This is a genomic window from Aliiroseovarius crassostreae (genome assembly GCF_025137635.1).
Taxonomy (GTDB): domain Bacteria; phylum Pseudomonadota; class Alphaproteobacteria; order Rhodobacterales; family Rhodobacteraceae; genus Aliiroseovarius; species Aliiroseovarius crassostreae.
Genome location: NZ_CP080772.1, coordinates 3,034,802 through 3,053,678, shown reverse-complemented (window position 1 = coordinate 3,053,678; position 18,877 = coordinate 3,034,802). Strand labels below are relative to the sequence as shown.

Below are 18,877 nucleotides of genomic sequence, written 5' to 3'. Positions count from 1 at the left end.
TCACCTCAAAACAGGACCGAAGGCAGCCAGGTGGCCAGATTGGGCAACACCCAGACCAGCAAAACACCCACGGCCTGCAGGGCGATAAAAGGGACAACGCCTGCATAAATTGCCCCTGTTGAGACCTCTTTCGGGGCCGCCCCGCGCAAATAGAACAGGGAGAACCCGAAAGGGGGGGTGAGGAAGCTGGTCTGCAGGTTGATGGCAATCAGGATGCCCAGCCAGATCGGGTCATATCCCATCAGGATCAGCTGCGGCGTGATCAGGGGCAGGACAATGACCGAGATTTCAACGAAATCGAGGAAGAACCCCAGCAGGAAGATGAAGACCATGCAGAAAAGCAACGCTCCGATCGGACCGCCGGGCAATTCCGACAAGATATGCGCAACCCGTTCCTCCCCGCCCAGACCAATGAACACCAGCGAAAACATGCCCGCAGCCAGGATGGTGGCAAAAATCATCGCGGTCATGGTGGCGGTGGAGGTGACAGCCTGATGCAAAATGCGTCTGGGCCAGCTTGAATACAATGCGATGAGCACCGCAAATCCACCGATGGCAGCCAGGACAGCATAGATCCCCCCCAGCGTCATCGCGCCAATTCCCAGGTCATCCCGCTGCAGGCGCACCGGGGCCAGCCCTGAAAGCACGGCCAGCAGGATGAAAGATCCCACCCCCAGAAAGATCATCCGGTGCGATCCGCCCGAACGCAGGCCAGCCATCAACAGCGCCCCCACAGCCCCAACAGAGGCCGCTTCGGTTGGGGTGGCAACTCCGCCCAGAATGGCACCGAGAACCGCAAAGATCAGCAGGACAGGCGGGACAATGGCTGCAACCACTTCGCGCCATTGTGGCCGGGCCAGATCAACGGGGGCAGAGGGCATATCCTGCGGACGCAACACCCCCCGGACCACGATATAGATAAGATACAGCACCACCAGTGTCAGCCCCGGCAACAGGGCTGCGGAAAAGAACTGCCCCACGGAAAGCGCCTCAACCGAGAACTTCCCCTGCTCATACTGCGCTTGCTGATAGGCATTGGACATGACGTCAGCAAGGATGATCAGCAGGGTTGAGGGCGGGATGATCTGGCCCAGCGTCCCCGCGGTGCACACGATGCCAGCGGCAACCCTGGTATCATATCCCGACCGCAGCATGGTGGGCAGCGCGATCATCCCCATGGCAACCACCGTGGCCCCGACAATTCCGGTTGAGGCCGCCAGAAGTGCTCCGACCAGAACCACCGAGATCCCGAGCCCGCCTTTGAGCTGCCCAAACAGGCGCCCCATCGTGTCCAACAGGTTTTCTGCAACCTGACTTTTCTCAAGTATCGCCCCCATGAGCACAAAAAGAGGGATGGCGATCAGCACCTGATTGCTCAGCAGTCCAAAGACGCGCTGGCTCATCGCCCCAAGCAAGGAAATGTCCATCACCCCCAGCATCCAGCCAAGATAGGCAAATATGATGGCCACCCCTGCGATGCTGAAGGATACGGGGAACCCCATCAGGATGGCCCCCATGAGGGCGGCGAACATGATCAGATCAAGATGCGCGCTCATGATGATTTCTCCTCGCCCAGCAGTCTGAGCAGGATGGCGACGGATTGAATGAGGACCAGAATGCAAAAGGCAGGGATAAGAGATTTCAGCAGGAAAACCGCCTTGATCCCCCCCACCGAAAGCGGCCCTTCGAGGATGCTCCAGGAGCTGCGAACCGAAGGCCAGGACCAGTATAGCAGGGCAAGCATGGAGGGGATCAGCAGGAAGAAATGCCCGAACAGGTCAATCCGGCGCCGGGCCTTGTCACCCAGTTTTGCATAAAACACATCCACCCGAACATGTTTATCGACCAGCAACGTATATCCCGCTGCCAGCATGAACAGGGCCGAATGCATGTACAGCACGCTTTCCTGCACGGCGACGGAGTTGATGCCAAACACATAGCGTCCAACGACAATCGAAAACTGGACAAGAACCATCGCAAGTGCGAGCCATCGCACCGCCATGCTGATCGTCTGATTTATCAGATCAAACAGACGCGCTATTGCAGCCACGGGGCATCCTCCTCTGCCGCATTTTCAAGGGCAGCGCGGCCTCTCGACCACGCTGCCAACCTGTTTAATAGCCCAACACGCCGGCACGGGCGTTCATCTGACCGTTATCTGCAAAGCTCATGTATCCCCCGACGCTGTCGCGGTAGGCGACAAAGCTTTCGGTGATACGGCGCACCAGCTCGTCCTCATCCTGACGCAGATCATCAATCACTTCGGCGGCCGCTTTGCCCATTGCGGTGATGACGTCTTCGGGGAACATCCTGACCTGAACGCCATGCTCCTCCACCAGCTTTTTCAGGGCCAGCGCATGTTTGGTGGTGTATTCGGTCCAGACCGGGTTGTAGAGGCTCTCACAGGCCAGTTGCACAACCTGTTTCAGATCATCCGGCAATTCATTGAACTTGTCCTGATTGACCCCACATTCCTCAGCCGAAGATGGCTCACCAACACCTGGCCAGTAATAGTTCTTGGCGACCTGATAATAGCCCAGCGCACTGTCCGTCCACGGGCCAATGAATTCACCCGCGTCCAGCGCACCGGTCTGCAGCGCCTGGAACATGGCCGGACCGCTCATCGCTTCTGCCGCCATGCCAAGTTTTGACGCCATTTCCGACGCGAGCCCGGTGGTGCGGAATTTGAGACCTTTGAGGTCCTGCGCGGATTGGATTTCATCGCGGAACCACCCACCCCATTGCGGGCCCGAGTTGCCACAGAGGAAAGGTTTGATGCCGAAGCGACCATACATTTCGTCATAAAGCGCCTGTCCACCGCCGTGATACATCCACCCGACCTGCTCATCCGCCCGCAATCCAAAGGGCTGCGAGCCAAACAGGAGGATCCCTTTGGATTTCGACCCCCAATAGGCGGGAACCGCATGGTAAAGCTCAGCCGTGCCTTCGCTGACCGCGTCAAAGACGCCTCGGCCCGGCACCAGTTCACCCGCGGCAAAAAGTTTCACCTCGATCCGTCCGCCGGACAGGGTTGTGATCCGATCTGCCAGCATCTGGGCCGCCACACCCGGCCCGGGTAGGTTCTTGGGCCAGGCCGTGACCATTTTCCACTGGCGAACATCCTGCGCAATCGCCGGGGCTGCAAGGGCTGTTGCCGCCGTGCCGACTGCTCCTCCTGCAAGAAATTTTCTTCTGTCCATGTCATCTTCTCCCTGTTGGTTGTGGTTATTTTCAGTTTCCGAGAATTCCGGGGAGCCGCAGCCCATGTTCGCGGGCGCAGTCCAGCGCGATGTCGTATCCGGCATCCGCGTGGCGCCAGACGCCGCTGGCCGGATCGTTCCACAGGACCCGTTCCAACCGTTTCGCAGCCTCAGGCGTGCCATCGGCGCAGATCACCACACCGGCATGTTGCGAAAAGCCCATGCCGACACCGCCGCCATGGTGCAGGCTGACCCAGGTTGCGCCGCTCGCGGTGTTGACCAGCGCGTTCAAGAGCGGCCAGTCGGACACAGCGTCCGACCCATCGCGCATTGCCTCGGTTTCACGGTTGGGGCTGGCAACGGATCCGCTGTCCAGATGGTCCCGACCAATCACAACCGGGGCTTTCAGCTCGCCCGAGGCCACCATTTCGTTGAACTTCAGACCCGCGCGGTGCCGGTCGCCAAGACCAATCCAGCAGATCCGGGCGGGCAGGCCCTGAAATGCGATCCGGTCGCGGGCCATATCAAGCCAGTTGTGAAGATGCGTGTTCTCGGGGAAAAGCTCCTTCATCGCCTGATCGGTCTTGTAAATATCTTCCGGATCCCCCGAGAGGGCCGCCCAGCGGAACGGGCCAACCCCTTTGCAAAACAGCGGGCGAATATAGGCAGGCACAAAGCCGGGGAAGGCAAAGGCATTTTCCAGCCCTTCTTCCAGCGCCATCTGGCGGATGTTGTTGCCGTAATCCACCGTGGGCACACCAGCCTCGTGAAACGCAACCATCGCTTCCACCTGCACCCGCATTGAGGCGCGGGCGGCTTTCTCCACCTCTTTCGGGGCGGTTTCGGCCTTGGCACGCCATTCGGCCACGCTCCAGCCCTGCGGCAGATAGCCGTTGATCGGATCATGGGCCGAAGTCTGGTCGGTCACGATGTCCGGGCGCACGCCGCGCTTATAAATCTCGGGGAAAATATCGGCGGCATTGCCGATCAGCGCCACGGATTTCGCCTCGCCCGCCTTGGTCCAGCGCGCGATCATTTCAAGCGCCTCATCGAGTGAATGGGTCTTTTCGTCCACATAACGGGTGCGCAGGCGGAAATCGGCGGATCTTTCATCACATTCCACCGCCAGACAGCAGGCCCCGGCCATAACAGCGGCAAGCGGTTGGGCACCGCCCATGCCACCAAGGCCACCGGTCAGGATCCAGCGACCTTTCAGGTCCCCGCCATAATGCTGACGCCCCGCCTCGGCAAAGGTCTCATAGGTGCCCTGCACAATGCCCTGCGACCCGATGTAAATCCACGACCCGGCGGTCATCTGCCCATACATCATCAGGCCCTTTTTATCGAGCTCGTTGAAATGGTCCCAATTGGCCCAATGCGGCACAAGGTTGGAGTTCGCAATCAGAACCCGCGGCGCATCGGAGTGGGTTTTGACCACGGCCACCGGCTTGCCCGATTGTACCACCAGCGTCTCATCCTCTTCCAGCGTTTTCAGCGTGTCGGCGATCAGGTCGAAATCCTGCCATGTGCGCGCCGCCCGTCCGATCCCGCCATAAACCACCAGCTCATGCGGGTTCTCGGCCACATCCGGGTGCAGGTTGTTCATCATCATGCGAAGCGGCGCCTCGGTCATCCAGCTTTTCGCGTTCAGCTCCGGGCCGGTGGGGGGAAAGATGTCACGGGTGTTTTTACGAGGATCAGTCACTTGGGAGCTCCTTATCGGGTCAACGCGCCGGAAAGCGCGAGGATGTGCAGATTGTGCAGGATGGTTTTGAGATGCGGACGCAGCCGGTCCGCTCGATCATTGCGGTAGGTCCAGGGCGCGGCCTCATCCATATAGGCGCGTTGGGCAAGCTCCATCTGGATCGCGTGAATGCCGGTTTCGGGCCGGCCGTAATGACGGGTGGTCCAGCCACCTTTGAACCGGCCATTTGTCACCGAGGAATAACCGTCAGCATCAGCACAGACCGCAAGTGTGGCCGCTTCAATTTTGGGCGCACAGGTCGCGCCCAGATTGGTGCCGATATTGAAGTCTGGCAGACCCCCGTCAAACAGGAATGGAATCTGCGACCGGATCGAGTGGCAGTCAAACAGGATCGCCACACCATGCCTGTCCCGGACCCGGTCCAGCTCGGCCTGCAGCGCCGCGTGATACGGGGCGTGGTAGGCCTGACGACGGTCCTCGATCTCATCCTCGGACGGGTGCTGCCCCTCAGCCCAAATCTCCTGCCCGTCGAAATCGGTCAGAGGCACCAGCGTGGTGGTGTTCTGGCCGGGATAAAGCGAGACCCCTTCGGGGTCACGATTGGCGTCGATCACATAGCGGTGGATATTGGACCTGACCACCGTGGCCCCACCCAGAAGCCCTTCATAGAGCTTCGAAATATGCCAGTCGGTATCGGCCAGCACCCGGCCGTTGGCATTCAGGCGGGCAAAAACCCCTTCTGGGACAAACGTGCCGCCATGAGGCTGGCCTAAAACTACTGGGCTGTCCCCCCGAATGACCTCAAAGACATTCATGCGCCAAGCTCCGGCAAATCCGTTTGGCAGGCCCGCACCAGCGCACCTGTTGTCACCAGTCGGGCCGCCGCCTCAATGTCAGGCGCCATGTAGCGATCCGCCCCAAGTGTTTCGACATCACGCCGCAACCGGGCCAGAACGGCCTGCAAGGGCTGACTGGTCAAAAGCGGTGCGCGGAATTCCACGCCTTGCGCTGCACAAAGCAGCTCTACCCCCAGGATGCGGTTCAGGTTTGCACTCATCTGCATCAGGCGCCGGGCCCCGTGGGCGGCCATGGAGACATGGTCCTCCTGATTGGCGGAGGTGGGCGTGGAATCGGTCACGCAGGGATTGGCGAGATGCTTGTTTTCACTCATCAGGGCCGCGGTGGTTACCTCGGCAATCATCAGACCGGAATTCAGCCCCGGTTCGGGGGTCAGGAACGGCGGCAGGTCATGGCTCAGCGTTGGATCGACCATCAGGGCAATCCGCCGCTGAGCAATCGCCCCGATCTCGGAAACCGCAAGCGCGATCATGTCAGCAGCAAACCCCACCGGTTCAGCATGGAAATTGCCCCCCGACACGATCAGCCCCGCCTCGGTCAGCACCAACGGGTTGTCTGTCGCCGCGTTTGCTTCAATCTCCAATGTCACTGCCGCCTGACGCAGCACGTCCATCGCGGCCCCGGTCACCTGTGGCTGGCAGCGGATGCAATAGGGATCCTGCACGCGGGTGTCATCATCACGATGGCTTTCGCGAATTTCGGACCCGTCGAGAATGGCGCGCATCGCGGCGGCGGCCTCGATCTGGCCGGGTTGGCCGCGAAGGGAATGGATCTCGGGCTGCAACGGCGCGGTTGACCCCATGATCGCATCGGTCGACAGGGCCGAAATCACCAGCGCATTCTGAGCGGCCTGCCAGGCCTCAAACAGGCCCGCCAGCGCAAAGGCCGTCGAAAACTGCGTGCCATTGATAAAGGCGAGCCCTTCCTTGGGGCCAAGCGGGATTGGCGCAAGCCCGGCCTTCGCAAGCGCCTTGGTCCCTGGCAGGATCTCTCCCTGATACTCCGCCTCTCCTTCTCCGATCACCACCGCCGTCATATGTGACAGCGGCGCCAGGTCCCCAGACGCCCCGACCGACCCCTGTGCGGGGATGAGCGGCGTCACCCCGCGCGCCAGCATCTGTTCCAGAAGCGTCACATAGTCCCAGCGCACCCCAGAGGCCCCCCGGCCAAAACTCAGAAGTTTCAATGTCATCATCAGCCGGGCCATGCGGCGCGGCACGGCCTCACCCACCCCGCAACAATGGCTGAGGATCAGGTTGCGCTGCAGCGTTGCCGTGTCTTCCGGCGCAATCTTGAGGCTGGCAAGTTTGCCAAACCCGGTGTTGACGCCGTAAACGGCTGCATCGCCAGCAGCGGCATCCGCAATCCGGCTGGCAGCCTGTTCCACGGCAGGCTTGCAATCCCGGTTCAAAGTGACCGGTATTTCCGCCCGGTAGACCTGCGCGAGTTGGGCCAGCGTGACTGCGCCCGGGGTAAGTTCAAGCACGCTCATGCGTGACCTCCGAAAATACGTTTGTGTAGGGGGTTGAAGCCAATGCGATAGGCAAGTTCCGACGGGTGCCCGACATTCCAGATCGCTAGATCCGCGCGTTTTCCCGCTTCGACCACACCGCAATCGGCCAGACCAAGCGCGCGGGCGGCATTCCGCGTCACCCCGGCCAGGGCTTCTTCCGGGGTCATCTGAAACAGCGTGCAGCCCATGTTCATCGTCAACAGCAGCGAGGTAAGCGGCGACGACCCCGGATTGGCATCCGTTGCCAGCGCCATGGGAACCCTCATCTCACGCAGCGCGGCAATCGGCGGTTTCTGGGTTTCGCGCAGGGTATAGAAAGCGCCCGGCAGAATGACGGCCGTGGTGCCGGCGCTGGCCATGGCCCCCACACCTTCGTCATCAAGATATTCGATATGATCTGCCGACAAGGCGCCGTAACTGGCGGCAAGTTTTGCGCCCCCGAGGTTCGACAATTGCTCGGCATGCAGCTTGACCGGCAGACCCAAATCGCGGGCCACATCAAACACGCGCGCGATCTGGTCGGGCTGAAACGCAATCCCCTCACAAAACCCATCCACTGCGTCCACCAGCCCTTCGGCATGGGCGGCGCGCAAAGCGGGGAGGCAAACCTCGTCGATATAGGCGTCATCGCGCCCGGCATATTCTGCCGGCACCGCATGAGCCCCGAGGAATGTGGTCAGAACCCGCACCGGACGCACATCGGCAATCCGGCGCGCGGTGCGCAGCATTTTCAGTTCAGTGTCAATATCCAGCCCATAACCCGACTTGATCTCAACGGTGGTCAGGCCTTCGGCAATCAGACTGTCGGCCAATCTCAGGGCAGAGGCCAGAAGCTCCTCTTCCGACGCCTTTCTGGTGGCCGTCACGGTTGAGACGATCCCGCCGCCCGCGCGTGCGACCTCTTCATAAGTGGCCCCCTTCAGGCGCATCTCGAACTCGCGCGCCCGATTGCCGCCATGGACAATATGGGTGTGGCAGTCGATCAGGGCAGGTGTCACCAGACGCCCATCGAAGGACTGGGTCGGCAATCCGGCATATTGGGACGGGCAGTCAGAGGCCGGTCCGACCCAGGCAATCTTACCGTTTTCGAGTGCCACCACACCGCCCTCTATCAGGCCATACTCCATGACGTCAGGCACCATGGTTGCAATGGTCAGGTCAGTCAGCAGGTGGGACGAGGTCATCGTTTGTCCTTGATTATGTAGCTACATATAAATAATATGACGCTACATATTAAGTCAATGGACTCCCGGCATGAAAAAAATCATCGCAAAACAGGCCCTTACCAAAACCGGCTGGCAAACCAATGTTGAGATCGGGCTTGAGAAGGGGCGAATCTCCTACATCCAAGCGGCCGCAGACGGTGCAAATGCCACGGCTTCACTGGTGCTCCCGGCCCCATTGAACCTGCACAGCCATGCGTTCCAGCGCGCCATGTCAGGCCAGACCGAAGCGCGGGGACCAAATGCAAGCGACAGTTTCTGGAGCTGGCGGCGGCTGATGTATAAGTTTCTCGATCAGCTCACTCCGGATCAGGTGCAGGCCATCGCGGCCCAGGTGTTTCTGGAGATGCTTGAGGCCGGGTATGCCTCCGTGGCGGAGTTCCACTATCTGCACCATGACCGGGACGGAAAGACCTATGCAAACCTTGCCGAAATGTCCGAACGGATTGTCGCGGCAGCCCAGGATGTGGGCATTGGCCTCACACTTCTGCCGGTGCTTTACCAGCATGGTGGCTGTGATGCCCGCCCGCTGAACGGCGGGCAGCGGCGCTTCGGCAATGACCCGGATCAGTTTCAACGCCTGCATGAAGGCGCAGCGCAGGCCGTGGCAGCCGGCCCCGCGGATTTCGCCATCGGTGTGGCACCGCATTCCCTACGGGCAGTTGATGCCGAGGGGATGGCCCGGGCAATCGCGCTTGGGGGGACGGGTCCCATCCACATGCATCTGGCCGAACAGGTCGCCGAGGTTGACGAGGTTGTGGCCCATCTGGGCGCGCGCCCAACCGAATGGCTTTTGGCCAATCACGATGTCGACGCCCGGTGGTGCCTGATCCACGCCACCCAGATGACAGAGGCAGAAACCCGGGCCCTGGCCAGATCCGGGGCTGTTGCCGGGCTTTGCCCGATCACGGAATCCAATCTTGGAGACGGTATTTTCAACGGCACCCAGTTTCTGGCCGACGGGGGCCGCATCGGCTTTGGTTCTGATTCAAACGTGCATATCGCGCTTTTCGACGAACTCAGGACACTGGAATATTCTCAGCGCCTGCGTGATCGGAGCCGGGCCGCCCTGGCAACGCAGGACCGCTCAACCGGGCGGGTGCTGTTTGACGCGGCCAATCTTGGTGGGGCTCAGGCAGGGGGACGGGATTGCGGCGTTCTTGCTCCGGGCATGGTTGCAGATATTATCGGTCTTGATCTGGACAATGAATGGGGCGCCAACCGAAGCGGGGACATGGCGCTGGATACGCTGATATTCGGCGGGCATGGGCAGGATTGCATCACCGATATCTGGAGCGCAGGGCGTCATGTCGTAAAAGACGGTCGTCACCTTGCCCGCGACCGTATAACAATGGATTTCGTCAAGGTCATGGGAGAGCTGGAGCAGGAAATATGAACGCAGACCGCCAGTCCTGGAAAGAAGTCAGGGACCGGATCCGTGATCAGATCCTTGATCGCACCTATGCTCCGGGCAACAAGCTGCCACGCGATGCAGATCTTGCCGAACAATTCGGCTGCGCCCGGACAACGGTGCAACGCGCCATGCAGGACCTCTCTGACATCGGATTGATTGAACGAAAGCGCAAAGGCGGAACCCGCGTGCGGGCGAACCCGGTCACCCGGGCCACGCTTGATATTCCAATCACCCGCCTTGAGGTCGAGGAAACCGGCGCCGTTTACGGCTATCAGCTGATTGATCAGCAGGTGCGCCCCACGCCCAGAGACATCACCGCCAAGCTTGAGCAAGCCGAACCGACCTCGATGTTGCAGGTGCAGGCGCTGCATCTTGCAGATCACAGGCCATATGTTTTCGAAGACCGCTGGGTCAGCATAGAAACCGCACCCGAAATTCTGGACGTGGATCTGACGCGGGAAAGTGCAAATGAATGGCTGGTGCGCAACAAACCCTATACCCGTTTCGATCTGCGGATTTATGCCATTTCCGCCGATGAGGCCACGGCCAGAACGCTCGCGACAGATCCTGGAAGCGCCCTTCTGGTGATCGAACGCACAACCTGGATTGGCGCAGATCCGATCACATCCGTGCGCTCAATCACCCTGCCCGGGTATCAGCTTCTGACCAATAGCTAACCGGTTTCGAGGGGCGGGGAGCACCAAGCCAAAATCGCCACCTTTGTGGCGACCTTGCTGTGCCGATTGAGAAACAGGGACCGCATGGCCCCAACGGTGGTTACAAAACCACGAAGCGGAATAGCCCCGCTTCACAACTTGGCTCAGACGCCCCCCGCATTTTGTCCCTTGGAATTGCAAGAAACTGACAACCTGCAACACTTGTGAAGCATTTCCCTGCATGATTGTCACAATCTGCCACTGCGACCCGATAGGTGCCCATATGTCAAATGAGTTCTTCAAATCCCTTGAAGCCATGTATGCAAAAGACAAATCCCCCTTTTCGGCCTGGGCAAATACCTGGCTGCAATATCAAAACGACATTGCACAGGCCTGGATGACTGCCGGCCAACCGGGGCAGGAGGCCGAACCCTCGCGCGATCACCGCTTTAAGGCTGAGGCATGGAGCGAAGGGATCTTTCCCCTGATGCGCCAGTCTTACGAACTGACGGCCAAGGCCATGGCAGATATGGCTGACGCAGCCGGACTGCCGAAGCATGAGCAGGAAATGCTGAGCTTTTACACCCGCGTTGCCGCCGACAATATGTCCCCCTCGAATTTCCTGATGACCAACCCCGAGGCAATGCGCCTTGCGATGGAAACCAATGGGGAAAGCCTGAAGGACGGTATGCAGAACCTGATCGAAGATCTGCAAAAGGGCTATATCACCACCACTGACGAAAAGGCGTTTGAGGTCGGCAAGAACCTTGCCACAACACCCGGGAAAGTCATTTTTCAAAATGATATCATCGAGTTGATCCAGTACGACCCGATGACCCCGCAGGTCCGCAAGAACCCGGTTCTGATCGTGCCCCCCTGCGTGAACAAGTTCTACATCTTCGACCTGAACGAAAAGAAATCCATGGTGCGCTACCTCTTGGAACAGGGGCAGAGCGTCTTCATGCTGTCCTGGCGCAACCCCAGCAAAGAGATGGGCGATCGCGGCTGGGATGACTATGTGGGCGACGGTATTTTCGAGGCACTGCGCGTGGCCTCCGAGATCAGCAAGTCAGACAATGTGGACATGCTGGGATGGTGTAATGGCGGCACGATGCTGATCGCGGCCCTTGCCGTGATCCCGGCCGATCTGCGCGCCAAGCTGGGCACCGCAACCTTCCTGTCGTCACTGATCGACTTTGCCGATCCCGGACAGATTGGCGTCTTTATCGACCAGACCCAGAACGAGATCTACAAACAGCGCCTCGGGTCCGAGAATATTGCACCGGGCCGGGACATCGCCAACGCGATGGCAATGCTGCATGTGAACGAATCGGTGTGGAATTTCGTGGTGTCAAACTACCTGCTGGGCAAATCTCCCGCTCCGTTTGACGTGCTTTACTGGAACGGTGACACCTCGAACCTGCCAGCCAACTGGTATCGGTTCTTCATCGAAGAAATGTATCTGAACAACAAACTGCGCGAACCGGGCGCCCTGACCCTGTGCGGCACCCCGGTGGATACACGCAATATCGACGTGCCGTGTTATTTCCTTGCGGCTGATGGCGACCATATCGTGCCGTGGACCTCGTCCTTTACGGCCACGGAGCTGGTAACTGGCCCAACCGAGTTTGTGCTGACCACCGGTGGCCATGTTTCGGGCACGGTGATCAATCACCCGGCCAAAACCCGCCGCAAGTTCTGGGCAGATGGCAAAACGGATGGCGACGCCAGCAACTGGCAAGAAAGTGCAACGCTCACCGATGGCAGCTGGTGGCCGCACTGGCTCGCCTGGATCGAAGAGAACAACCCCTCTGGCATGGTCAAGGCTGCGGCCAAACGTGGCAACAGGACCCACAAACCCCTGGCCGATGCCCCCGGCACCTATGTGCTTGAAAAGGCGTAACGGATGCGGGACCTGAATATGAGCGAGTGTGATGTTGATGAGGTTCATACCCTGCGTCTGGACGGTGCAATCGTGCGCTATTTCCATCGACCGGGGGAGACCGGCCAGACCCCGCTTCTGGTATGCAACGGGCTTGGGCAGTCACTTGAAGTGCTGCTGCCAATCCTGAACGAACTTGGGTCTCGCCCGCTGATTGCCATCGACATGCCCGGCGTGGGGCGGTCAGAGATGCGCGACGATATTGCCACCATTCCCGATTACGCGCAGTTCACCTTTTCCGTGCTGGACAAGCTGGGGATCAGGCAGTTTGACGTTCTCGGTATCTCCTGGGGGGGCGCGCTTGCACAGCAGATGACCCATGACGCCCCGGACCGCATTGGCCACCTGGCACTGGCAATCACCTCGGCCGGGGGCATTGGCAGCTGGTGGGGCACACCAATTGCACTGTCGGAAATCATGTTCCCGCTGCGCTTCACCAACAAGACCTACGGCAATTTCATCGGCCCCTGGATGTATGGCGGTGAGGCAATCCTGCACCCGGAAATATTCCGCGAGTATTCAAAACACGCCATCGCCCCCAGCCCCGAAGGATACTTCACCCAGGTGCGCGCCATGTGCAGCTGGACCAGCCTGCCCTGGCTGCGTGCAATCAACACGCCCACCCTGATCATCGCGGGCAAGTATGACGGGCTGATTCCCATTGCAAACCAGCTTCTGCTCGCCAGCATGATCCCGGACGCCACGCTGCAGATCTACTCAGCCGGCCACCTGCTGATGTTCACCAAACGCCACGAGGTCGGCCCGCTGATCTCGACCTTTCTTGACGACTGACACTTGACGAAAACAGAGACGACTATGCCTGAAAACATCACCATCACCCGCGAAGGGCGTGTGGTTCTGGTCACGCTGAACCGACCCAAACAACTCAACGCCCTGAATTCGGCACTGGCCCGCGAGATCATTGAGGAGCTGACCCCGCTGGATCGCGACCCAAGCGTGGGCTGCTTTGTCCTGACCGGCAGCGAAAAGGCCTTTGCTGCGGGCGCCGACATCAAGGAAATGTCGGACAAGAGCTATGACGACATGGCCGAGATTGATTTCTTCGCCGAGTGGGAGATCTTTGCCAAATTCCGCACGCCGAAAATCGCCGCCGTGCGCGGCTTTGCCCTGGGCGGCGGCTGTGAGCTGGCCATGATGTGTGACTATATCATTGCCAGCGACACCGCGAAATTCGGTCAGCCCGAGATCAAGCTGGGTGTGATTGCCGGGATCGGCGGCACCCAGCGCATGACCAAGCTGATCGGCCGTGCCAAGTCGATGCAACTGCATCTGACGGGTCGGATGATGGACGCGGCTGAGGCGCTGGATTGCGGGTTGGTGGCGCAGGTTCTTCCCGATGCGGACATCATGGATCATGTGATGAAAGAGGCCGCAACCATTGCAGGCTATGCCAAACCCGTTGCGATGATTGCCCGCGAGGCAGTGAACCGCGCCGAGGAACTGTCCCTGAACGAGGGGCTATTGTGGGAACGCCGGGTGTTCCACTCACTCTTTGCCACCCATGCGCAGAAAGAGGGTATGGCGGCTTTTGTCGAAAAACGTGCGCCAAATTTCCGCCCGGACGAATAAGAGACACGAAACCCTAAAGCGTTCCGCCCCGAACCAGTGTTTCAGGTTTTTGCGGAACGCTTTCAACGCACAGGTTAGATACACAGGGCGGCGGTCAGCGCCGCCCATTGTTTTTTACTGACCGTCTGCTTGCTCGCCGTCATCCAGTGACTTTCCGCCGGGCGCAGGACATGGTCTGACAAGCGCAGCAGCCGCTCATTTCCCAACTCCGCCTGCACCAGAGGCAGAGAGGCCATCAGCACCCCGGCCCCCGCCCGCGCGGCCGCTACCGCGGCGGTGAATGTGTCAAACCGCAACAGCGGCACCGGCGTTGTCGGATCCCCGGTCAGGGTGGCCCAGGCCTGCCATCCCGCGCGCGGCCCAGTCACCGCGAGGCGCGGCAGGTCCTGCCAGCGGCGCCCCCCCCGGATCAAACGTGGTGCACAGACCGGTGACAGGGCGTCTGCAAACAGCTTGGCCTTGTAATCAAACGCCCCACTGCCATCGCCATACCGCACCCGCACCATGGGTGTCTCACGCAGGCTGTCTGCGGACAAAACCATGGTCTGGCACGAGATTTGCGCCTCACCCGGCATCTGTATTTCCGCCAGACGCGGCGCAATCCAATGGGCCAGCATCGACGCACTGGCCGAGAGGGTGATGGTCTTGCGGCGCATACCAAAGAGCTCTTCGGCGCTTTGGTCCAGCGTGGTCAGGCCGTGACTGACATAAGGCAGCCACGCCTCGCCATCGACCGAAAGAACCACCCCGCGCGCCTGCCGAATGAAAAGCCGCACCCCAAGCCGCGCCTCAAGCTGACCGATCCGCTGGCTGATCGCTGCTTGCGTCAGGCCGGTTTCCCGCGCCGCGCCGGTGAAACTGCCGGTCCGCGCCGCAGCCTCAAACGCACGCACCCAATCCAGCGGAATATTGGAGAGTTGAGATACTGACATAAGCAAAACGCCCCCTCAGATACGCATTCCCTAAATTGAACTTATGAACGGATGCAGCGACACTGTCATCTGAAAACAGACCGTTCAATTCGAGACTCAAGGAAGGTAACCCAGATGTCCGAAGTAAAGATCGACCCGCAGGGTCAGGTTCTCACCCTTTCCATCAACGGCGAAGACACGAGGTTCCACGCGATGTGGCTGCGCGACAATGCCTGGGATGAAGACACCCGCGCGCCCGGCAATGGGCAAAGGCTTGTTGCCCTGCGTGACATTCCGGCCAACACGGCGATATCTGCGGCCTCGGTTGAACGTGGTCTGCTGACTGTCACCTTCACGCCGGAAATGAAAACCGTCACTTACGATCTGGGCTGGCTGGCTGACAATGCCTATGACCGACCGGCGCCCGAGGCCCGTGGTTGGCTTGGCCCGCGCATTGAAGCCTGGAACAGCGATTTGATGCACAATGTGCCGGTCGGGGATTTTGCCGAACTTTCCAAAGGGGGCGATGCGCTGAAGGACTGGCTGGGAAAGGTTACCAAATACGGCTTTGGCAAGGTCGTGAACGGCCCGGTGGAAAGTGGTGCACTGTTCAAGGTTGTTGATCTGTTTGGCTATGTGCGTGACACAAATTACGGCAAGCATTTCGAGGTGCGCACCGAAGTGAATCCGACAAACCTTGCCTTCACCGGGTTGGGCCTGCAAGCCCATACCGACAACCCATACCGAGATCCCGTGCCGTCTGTTCAGGTGCTCTATTGCCTCGAAAGCTCGGCCGCTGGCGGAGAGAATATGGTGGTCGATGGGTTTGCCGCTGCCCTGCGTCTGCGCGACGAAAACGAAGAGTATTTCGACGTTCTGGCGGATCACTGCGCCCGGTTCGAATATGCGGGGGAAGAGGGGGTATGCCTGACCTCCCGCCGTCCGATGATTGAACTGGCCCCGGATGGGGAGCTGATTGGGGTGCGGTTCAACAACCGCTCGCTGGCCGCTGTGACCGACGTGCCGTTTGAAAAGATGGAGACCTATTACGCCGCCTATCGCCGCCTGGGTGAGATTATTGATGACGAGGCAATGGAAGTGACGTTCCGGCTCGACCCTGGCGAAGGGTTTGTGGTCGACAACACGCGTGTATTGCACGCCCGCAAGGGATATTCCGGCGAGGGCACCCGCTGGCTGCAGGGCTGCTACTCCGACAAGGACGGGTTGCGGTCGACCTATGATGCGATGGTGCGGTCCGAACAGAAGGAGGCCGCAGAATGAAGCCGGATATCGACCAGCTGACGCCTGAAAATATCGTCGCGTTCATCGGTGGGATTTTTGAACGCCGCGGGGGGGAGGAGTATCTTGGCGAACCCGTGACCATGGCCGAGCACATGTTGCAGGGGGCAACGATTGCCGAGCAGAATGGACAGTCGGAGGAGATCATCGTGGGCGCCCTTTTGCATGATATCGGGCATTTCACCTCGGAATTTGGCACCTATCACCCGGATGACACCGAGGACCGTCACCACGAAGATGCAGGCGCCGAGGTGCTGGAGCGGTTTTTTCCCTCGGTAATCACCGATTGCGTGCGCTATCACGTGGCGGCGAAACGCTATCTCTGCGCCACCAAGCCCGAGTATTACAAACGCCTGTCGCCTGCATCGGCCCATACGCTGGAATTGCAGGGCGGGCCGATGAATGCGGAAGAGGTGGCAGAGTTTGCAGCCAACCCGAACCTCAAGGAAATCATCGCGGTGCGCTATCTGGATGAGGCGGGTAAGCGCGACGATATGGAGACGCCGGATTTCTGGCATTTTGCGCCGATGGTGCAGCGGATGGTAGATCGGCATTGTGGCTGAGGCAGGCTGGGGGTTTCACACCCCCAGACCCCCGTGAGGTATTTCAAGCAAGAAAAAGGGCGGGGTGTTGACCCGCCCTTCGTCATTTTAGATGTATGGTCAGGATCAGTCGATCACGCGCACCGCGCCTTTCGCCGCGGAAGACGCCAGCATTGCATAGGCTTTCAGCGCCTTCGAGACCTTGCGCTTGCGCGGCTCGGCGGGTTTCCAGCCCTTGGCATCCTGTTCTTTGCGGCGCGCGGCCATTTCCGCGTCCGAGATGGCGAGATTGATGGTGCGGTTCGGGATGTCGATCTCGATCTTGTCGCCGTCTTGCACCAGACCGATAGCGCCACCTTCTGCCGCTTCCGGCGAGGCGTGGCCGATCGACAGGCCCGAGGTGCCACCCGAGAAGCGGCCATCGGTCAAGAGCGCACAGGCTTTGCCCAGACCTTTCGATTTCAGATAGCTGGTCGGGTAAAGCATTTCCTGCATCCCCGGACCACCGCGCGGGCCTTCATAGCGGATCACCACCACGTCGCCTTCCTTGACCTTGCCGGTCAGGATGTTGTTCACGGCCGCGTCCTGGCTTTCGCAGACATGGGCCGTGCCGGTGAAGGTCAGGATGCTTTCATCCACACCGGCGGTTTTCACGATACAGCCATCTTCGGCGATATTGCCGAACAGAACGGCCAGACCGCCGTCTTTCGAAAACGCATGTTCAGCCGAGCGGATCACGCCGGTTTCGCGGTCGGTGTCCAGTTCCTTGAACCGGTTTTCAGTCGAGAACGCCTTGGTGGTGCGCACACCGCCGGGGGCCGCTTTAAAGAGCTGTTCGGCCTCGGGGTTATTGGCGACCTTGATGTCCCATTTGGCGATCGCCTCGCCCATTGTGGAGGAATGCACGGTTGGCACGTCATTGTGCAGCAGCCCAGCGCGCGAGAGTTCGCCAAGGATCGAGAAGATGCCACCGGCGCGGTGCACGTCTTCCATGTGGACGTTGTGGATGTTCGGCGCAACTTTGCACAGGCAGGGCACTTTGCGCGACAGACGATCCATGTCGGTCATGTCGAAATCGACCTCGCCTTCGTTGGCGATGGCCAGAAGGTGCAGCACGGTGTTGGTCGACCCCCCCATGGCGATGTCCAGCGACATGGCGTTTTCGAACGCTTCAAAGGTTGCGATTTCGCGCGGCAGCAGGCCTTTTTCTTCACCCTGATAGTGACGCTTGGTGATCTCAACGATCTTGCGGCCCGCTTCCAGAAACAGGCCCTTACGATCCGCGTGGGTCGCCAGCGTCGAGCCATTGCCCGGCAGCGCCAGCCCCAGCGCCTCGGCCAGACAGTTCATCGAGTTTGCGGTGAACATGCCCGAACATGACCCACAGGTCGGGCAGGCGTTTTCTTCGATATGCTGGACCTGCTCATCGGTGAAGCTGTCATCGGCGGCGGCAACCATCGCATCCACAAGGTCGATCTTCTTGGCGTCCAGATCGGCAATGTCGATCTTGCCCGCTTCCATCGGACCACCGGACACGAAGATCACCGGGATGTTCAGGCGCATCGCGGCCATCAACATGCCAGGGGTGATCTTGTCGCAGTTCGAGATACAGACCATGGCGTCGGCACAGTGGGCGTTGACCATATATTCCACGCTGTCCGCGATCACTTCGCGCGATGGCAGGGAATAGAGCATCCCGTCATGGCCCATGGCAATGCCATCATCCACCGCAATGGTGTTGAATTCCTTGGCCACACCGCCAGCCGCTTCAACCTCGCGCGCAACCATCTGGCCCAGATCCTTCAGGTGCACATGGCCCGGCACAAACTGGGTAAAGCTGTTCACGATGGCGATGATCGGCTTGCCAAAATCGTCATCCTTCATCCCGGTCGCGCGCCACAATCCGCGGGCACCCGCCATGTTACGACCATGGGTCGACGTTCTGGAACGGTAAGCTGGCATGTTTTCTCGCCTCTTGCAGTCAATTCTTCGGCACAGGGATTAGCACTGATGACCGGGTGAGG

Annotated in this window: 16 protein-coding genes; 7 read left to right on the top strand and 9 right to left on the bottom strand. The window is 59.9% G+C overall.

Going from position 1 to position 18,877, the window contains the following annotated elements; genetic code table 11:
- Nucleotides 1-5 precede the first annotated feature (5 nt).
- The 7 genes from K3J57_RS14610 to hutI all read right to left on the bottom strand — a co-directional run bounded on the left by K3J57_RS14610 (nucleotide 6) and on the right by hutI (nucleotide 8,460).
- On the bottom strand, nucleotides 6-1,556 hold the full coding sequence (locus K3J57_RS14610) for a TRAP transporter large permease (protein WP_259796466.1): 1,551 nt from the start codon (nucleotides 1,554-1,556) through the stop codon (nucleotides 6-8).
- Complete coding sequence (locus K3J57_RS14605; protein ID WP_259797809.1) at nucleotides 1,553-2,002, bottom strand: TRAP transporter small permease subunit; 450 nt, start codon at nucleotides 2,000-2,002, stop codon at nucleotides 1,553-1,555. The genes K3J57_RS14610 and K3J57_RS14605 overlap by 4 nt, the downstream gene beginning before the upstream one ends.
- A 112-nt stretch (nucleotides 2,003-2,114) precedes the next feature.
- Nucleotides 2,115-3,200, bottom strand: coding sequence for a TRAP transporter substrate-binding protein (locus K3J57_RS14600; protein WP_259776239.1), 1,086 nt, complete (start codon nucleotides 3,198-3,200; stop codon nucleotides 2,115-2,117).
- Nucleotides 3,201-3,231: 31 nt separating this feature from the next.
- Nucleotides 3,232-4,905, bottom strand: a complete 1,674-nt coding sequence (gene hutU, locus K3J57_RS14595; RefSeq protein WP_259792802.1) for a urocanate hydratase — start codon at nucleotides 4,903-4,905, stop codon at nucleotides 3,232-3,234.
- Nucleotides 4,906-4,916: 11 nt separating this feature from the next.
- On the bottom strand, nucleotides 4,917-5,720 hold the full coding sequence (hutG, locus tag K3J57_RS14590; RefSeq protein WP_259792799.1) for an N-formylglutamate deformylase: 804 nt from the start codon (nucleotides 5,718-5,720) through the stop codon (nucleotides 4,917-4,919).
- Complete coding sequence (hutH, locus tag K3J57_RS14585) at nucleotides 5,717-7,255, bottom strand: histidine ammonia-lyase (protein WP_259796463.1); 1,539 nt, start codon at nucleotides 7,253-7,255, stop codon at nucleotides 5,717-5,719. Before hutH ends, hutG begins: the two co-directional genes overlap by 4 nt.
- Entirely contained in the window at nucleotides 7,252-8,460 is a 1,209-nt protein-coding gene (gene hutI / locus K3J57_RS14580; RefSeq protein ID WP_259796461.1) for an imidazolonepropionase, read from the bottom strand. Before hutI ends, hutH begins: the two co-directional genes overlap by 4 nt.
- 70 nt (nucleotides 8,461-8,530) lie before the next feature.
- Between hutI and K3J57_RS14575 the strand changes: the two genes are divergently transcribed.
- The 5 genes from K3J57_RS14575 (at nucleotide 8,531) to K3J57_RS14555 (ending at nucleotide 14,101) form a co-directional block, all read left to right on the top strand.
- Nucleotides 8,531-9,895 carry a formimidoylglutamate deiminase gene (locus K3J57_RS14575; RefSeq protein WP_259792791.1) on the top strand — a complete coding sequence of 455 codons (1,365 nt, stop codon included), beginning with the start codon at nucleotides 8,531-8,533 and terminating at the stop codon, nucleotides 9,893-9,895.
- Nucleotides 9,892-10,590, top strand: coding sequence for a histidine utilization transcriptional repressor HutC (gene hutC / locus K3J57_RS14570; protein WP_259773562.1), 699 nt, complete (start codon nucleotides 9,892-9,894; stop codon nucleotides 10,588-10,590). Before K3J57_RS14575 ends, hutC begins: the two co-directional genes overlap by 4 nt.
- Nucleotides 10,591-10,810: 220 nt before the next feature.
- Nucleotides 10,811-12,472, top strand: a complete 1,662-nt coding sequence (locus K3J57_RS14565; protein WP_259796457.1) for a PHA/PHB synthase family protein — start codon at nucleotides 10,811-10,813, stop codon at nucleotides 12,470-12,472.
- A gap of 3 nt (nucleotides 12,473-12,475) precedes the next feature.
- On the top strand, nucleotides 12,476-13,303 hold the full coding sequence (locus K3J57_RS14560; protein WP_259776231.1) for an alpha/beta fold hydrolase: 828 nt from the start codon (nucleotides 12,476-12,478) through the stop codon (nucleotides 13,301-13,303).
- 24 nt (nucleotides 13,304-13,327) lie between these two features.
- Nucleotides 13,328-14,101, top strand: coding sequence for an enoyl-CoA hydratase-related protein (locus K3J57_RS14555; protein WP_055187508.1), 774 nt, complete (start codon nucleotides 13,328-13,330; stop codon nucleotides 14,099-14,101).
- A gap of 74 nt (nucleotides 14,102-14,175) precedes the next feature.
- On the opposite strand, the gene K3J57_RS14550 is transcribed toward K3J57_RS14555, so the two are convergent.
- Nucleotides 14,176-15,033 carry a LysR family transcriptional regulator gene (locus tag K3J57_RS14550; RefSeq protein ID WP_259785502.1) on the bottom strand — a complete coding sequence of 286 codons (858 nt, stop codon included), beginning with the start codon at nucleotides 15,031-15,033 and terminating at the stop codon, nucleotides 14,176-14,178.
- 114 nt (nucleotides 15,034-15,147) lie between these two features.
- Between K3J57_RS14550 and tmpA the strand changes: the two genes are divergently transcribed.
- Complete coding sequence (gene tmpA / locus K3J57_RS14545; protein ID WP_259796455.1) at nucleotides 15,148-16,293, top strand: 2-trimethylaminoethylphosphonate dioxygenase; 1,146 nt, start codon at nucleotides 15,148-15,150, stop codon at nucleotides 16,291-16,293.
- Nucleotides 16,290-16,874 carry a (R)-1-hydroxy-2-trimethylaminoethylphosphonate oxygenase gene (gene tmpB, locus K3J57_RS14540; RefSeq protein ID WP_259796452.1) on the top strand — a complete coding sequence of 195 codons (585 nt, stop codon included), beginning with the start codon at nucleotides 16,290-16,292 and terminating at the stop codon, nucleotides 16,872-16,874. The genes tmpA and tmpB overlap by 4 nt, the downstream gene beginning before the upstream one ends.
- Before the next feature lie 105 nt (nucleotides 16,875-16,979).
- Here the strand turns inward: tmpB and ilvD are convergent, their stop codons facing one another.
- Entirely contained in the window at nucleotides 16,980-18,815 is a 1,836-nt protein-coding gene (gene ilvD / locus K3J57_RS14535) for a dihydroxy-acid dehydratase (RefSeq protein ID WP_259792776.1), read from the bottom strand.
- Between the last annotated feature and the right edge of the window lie 62 nt (nucleotides 18,816-18,877).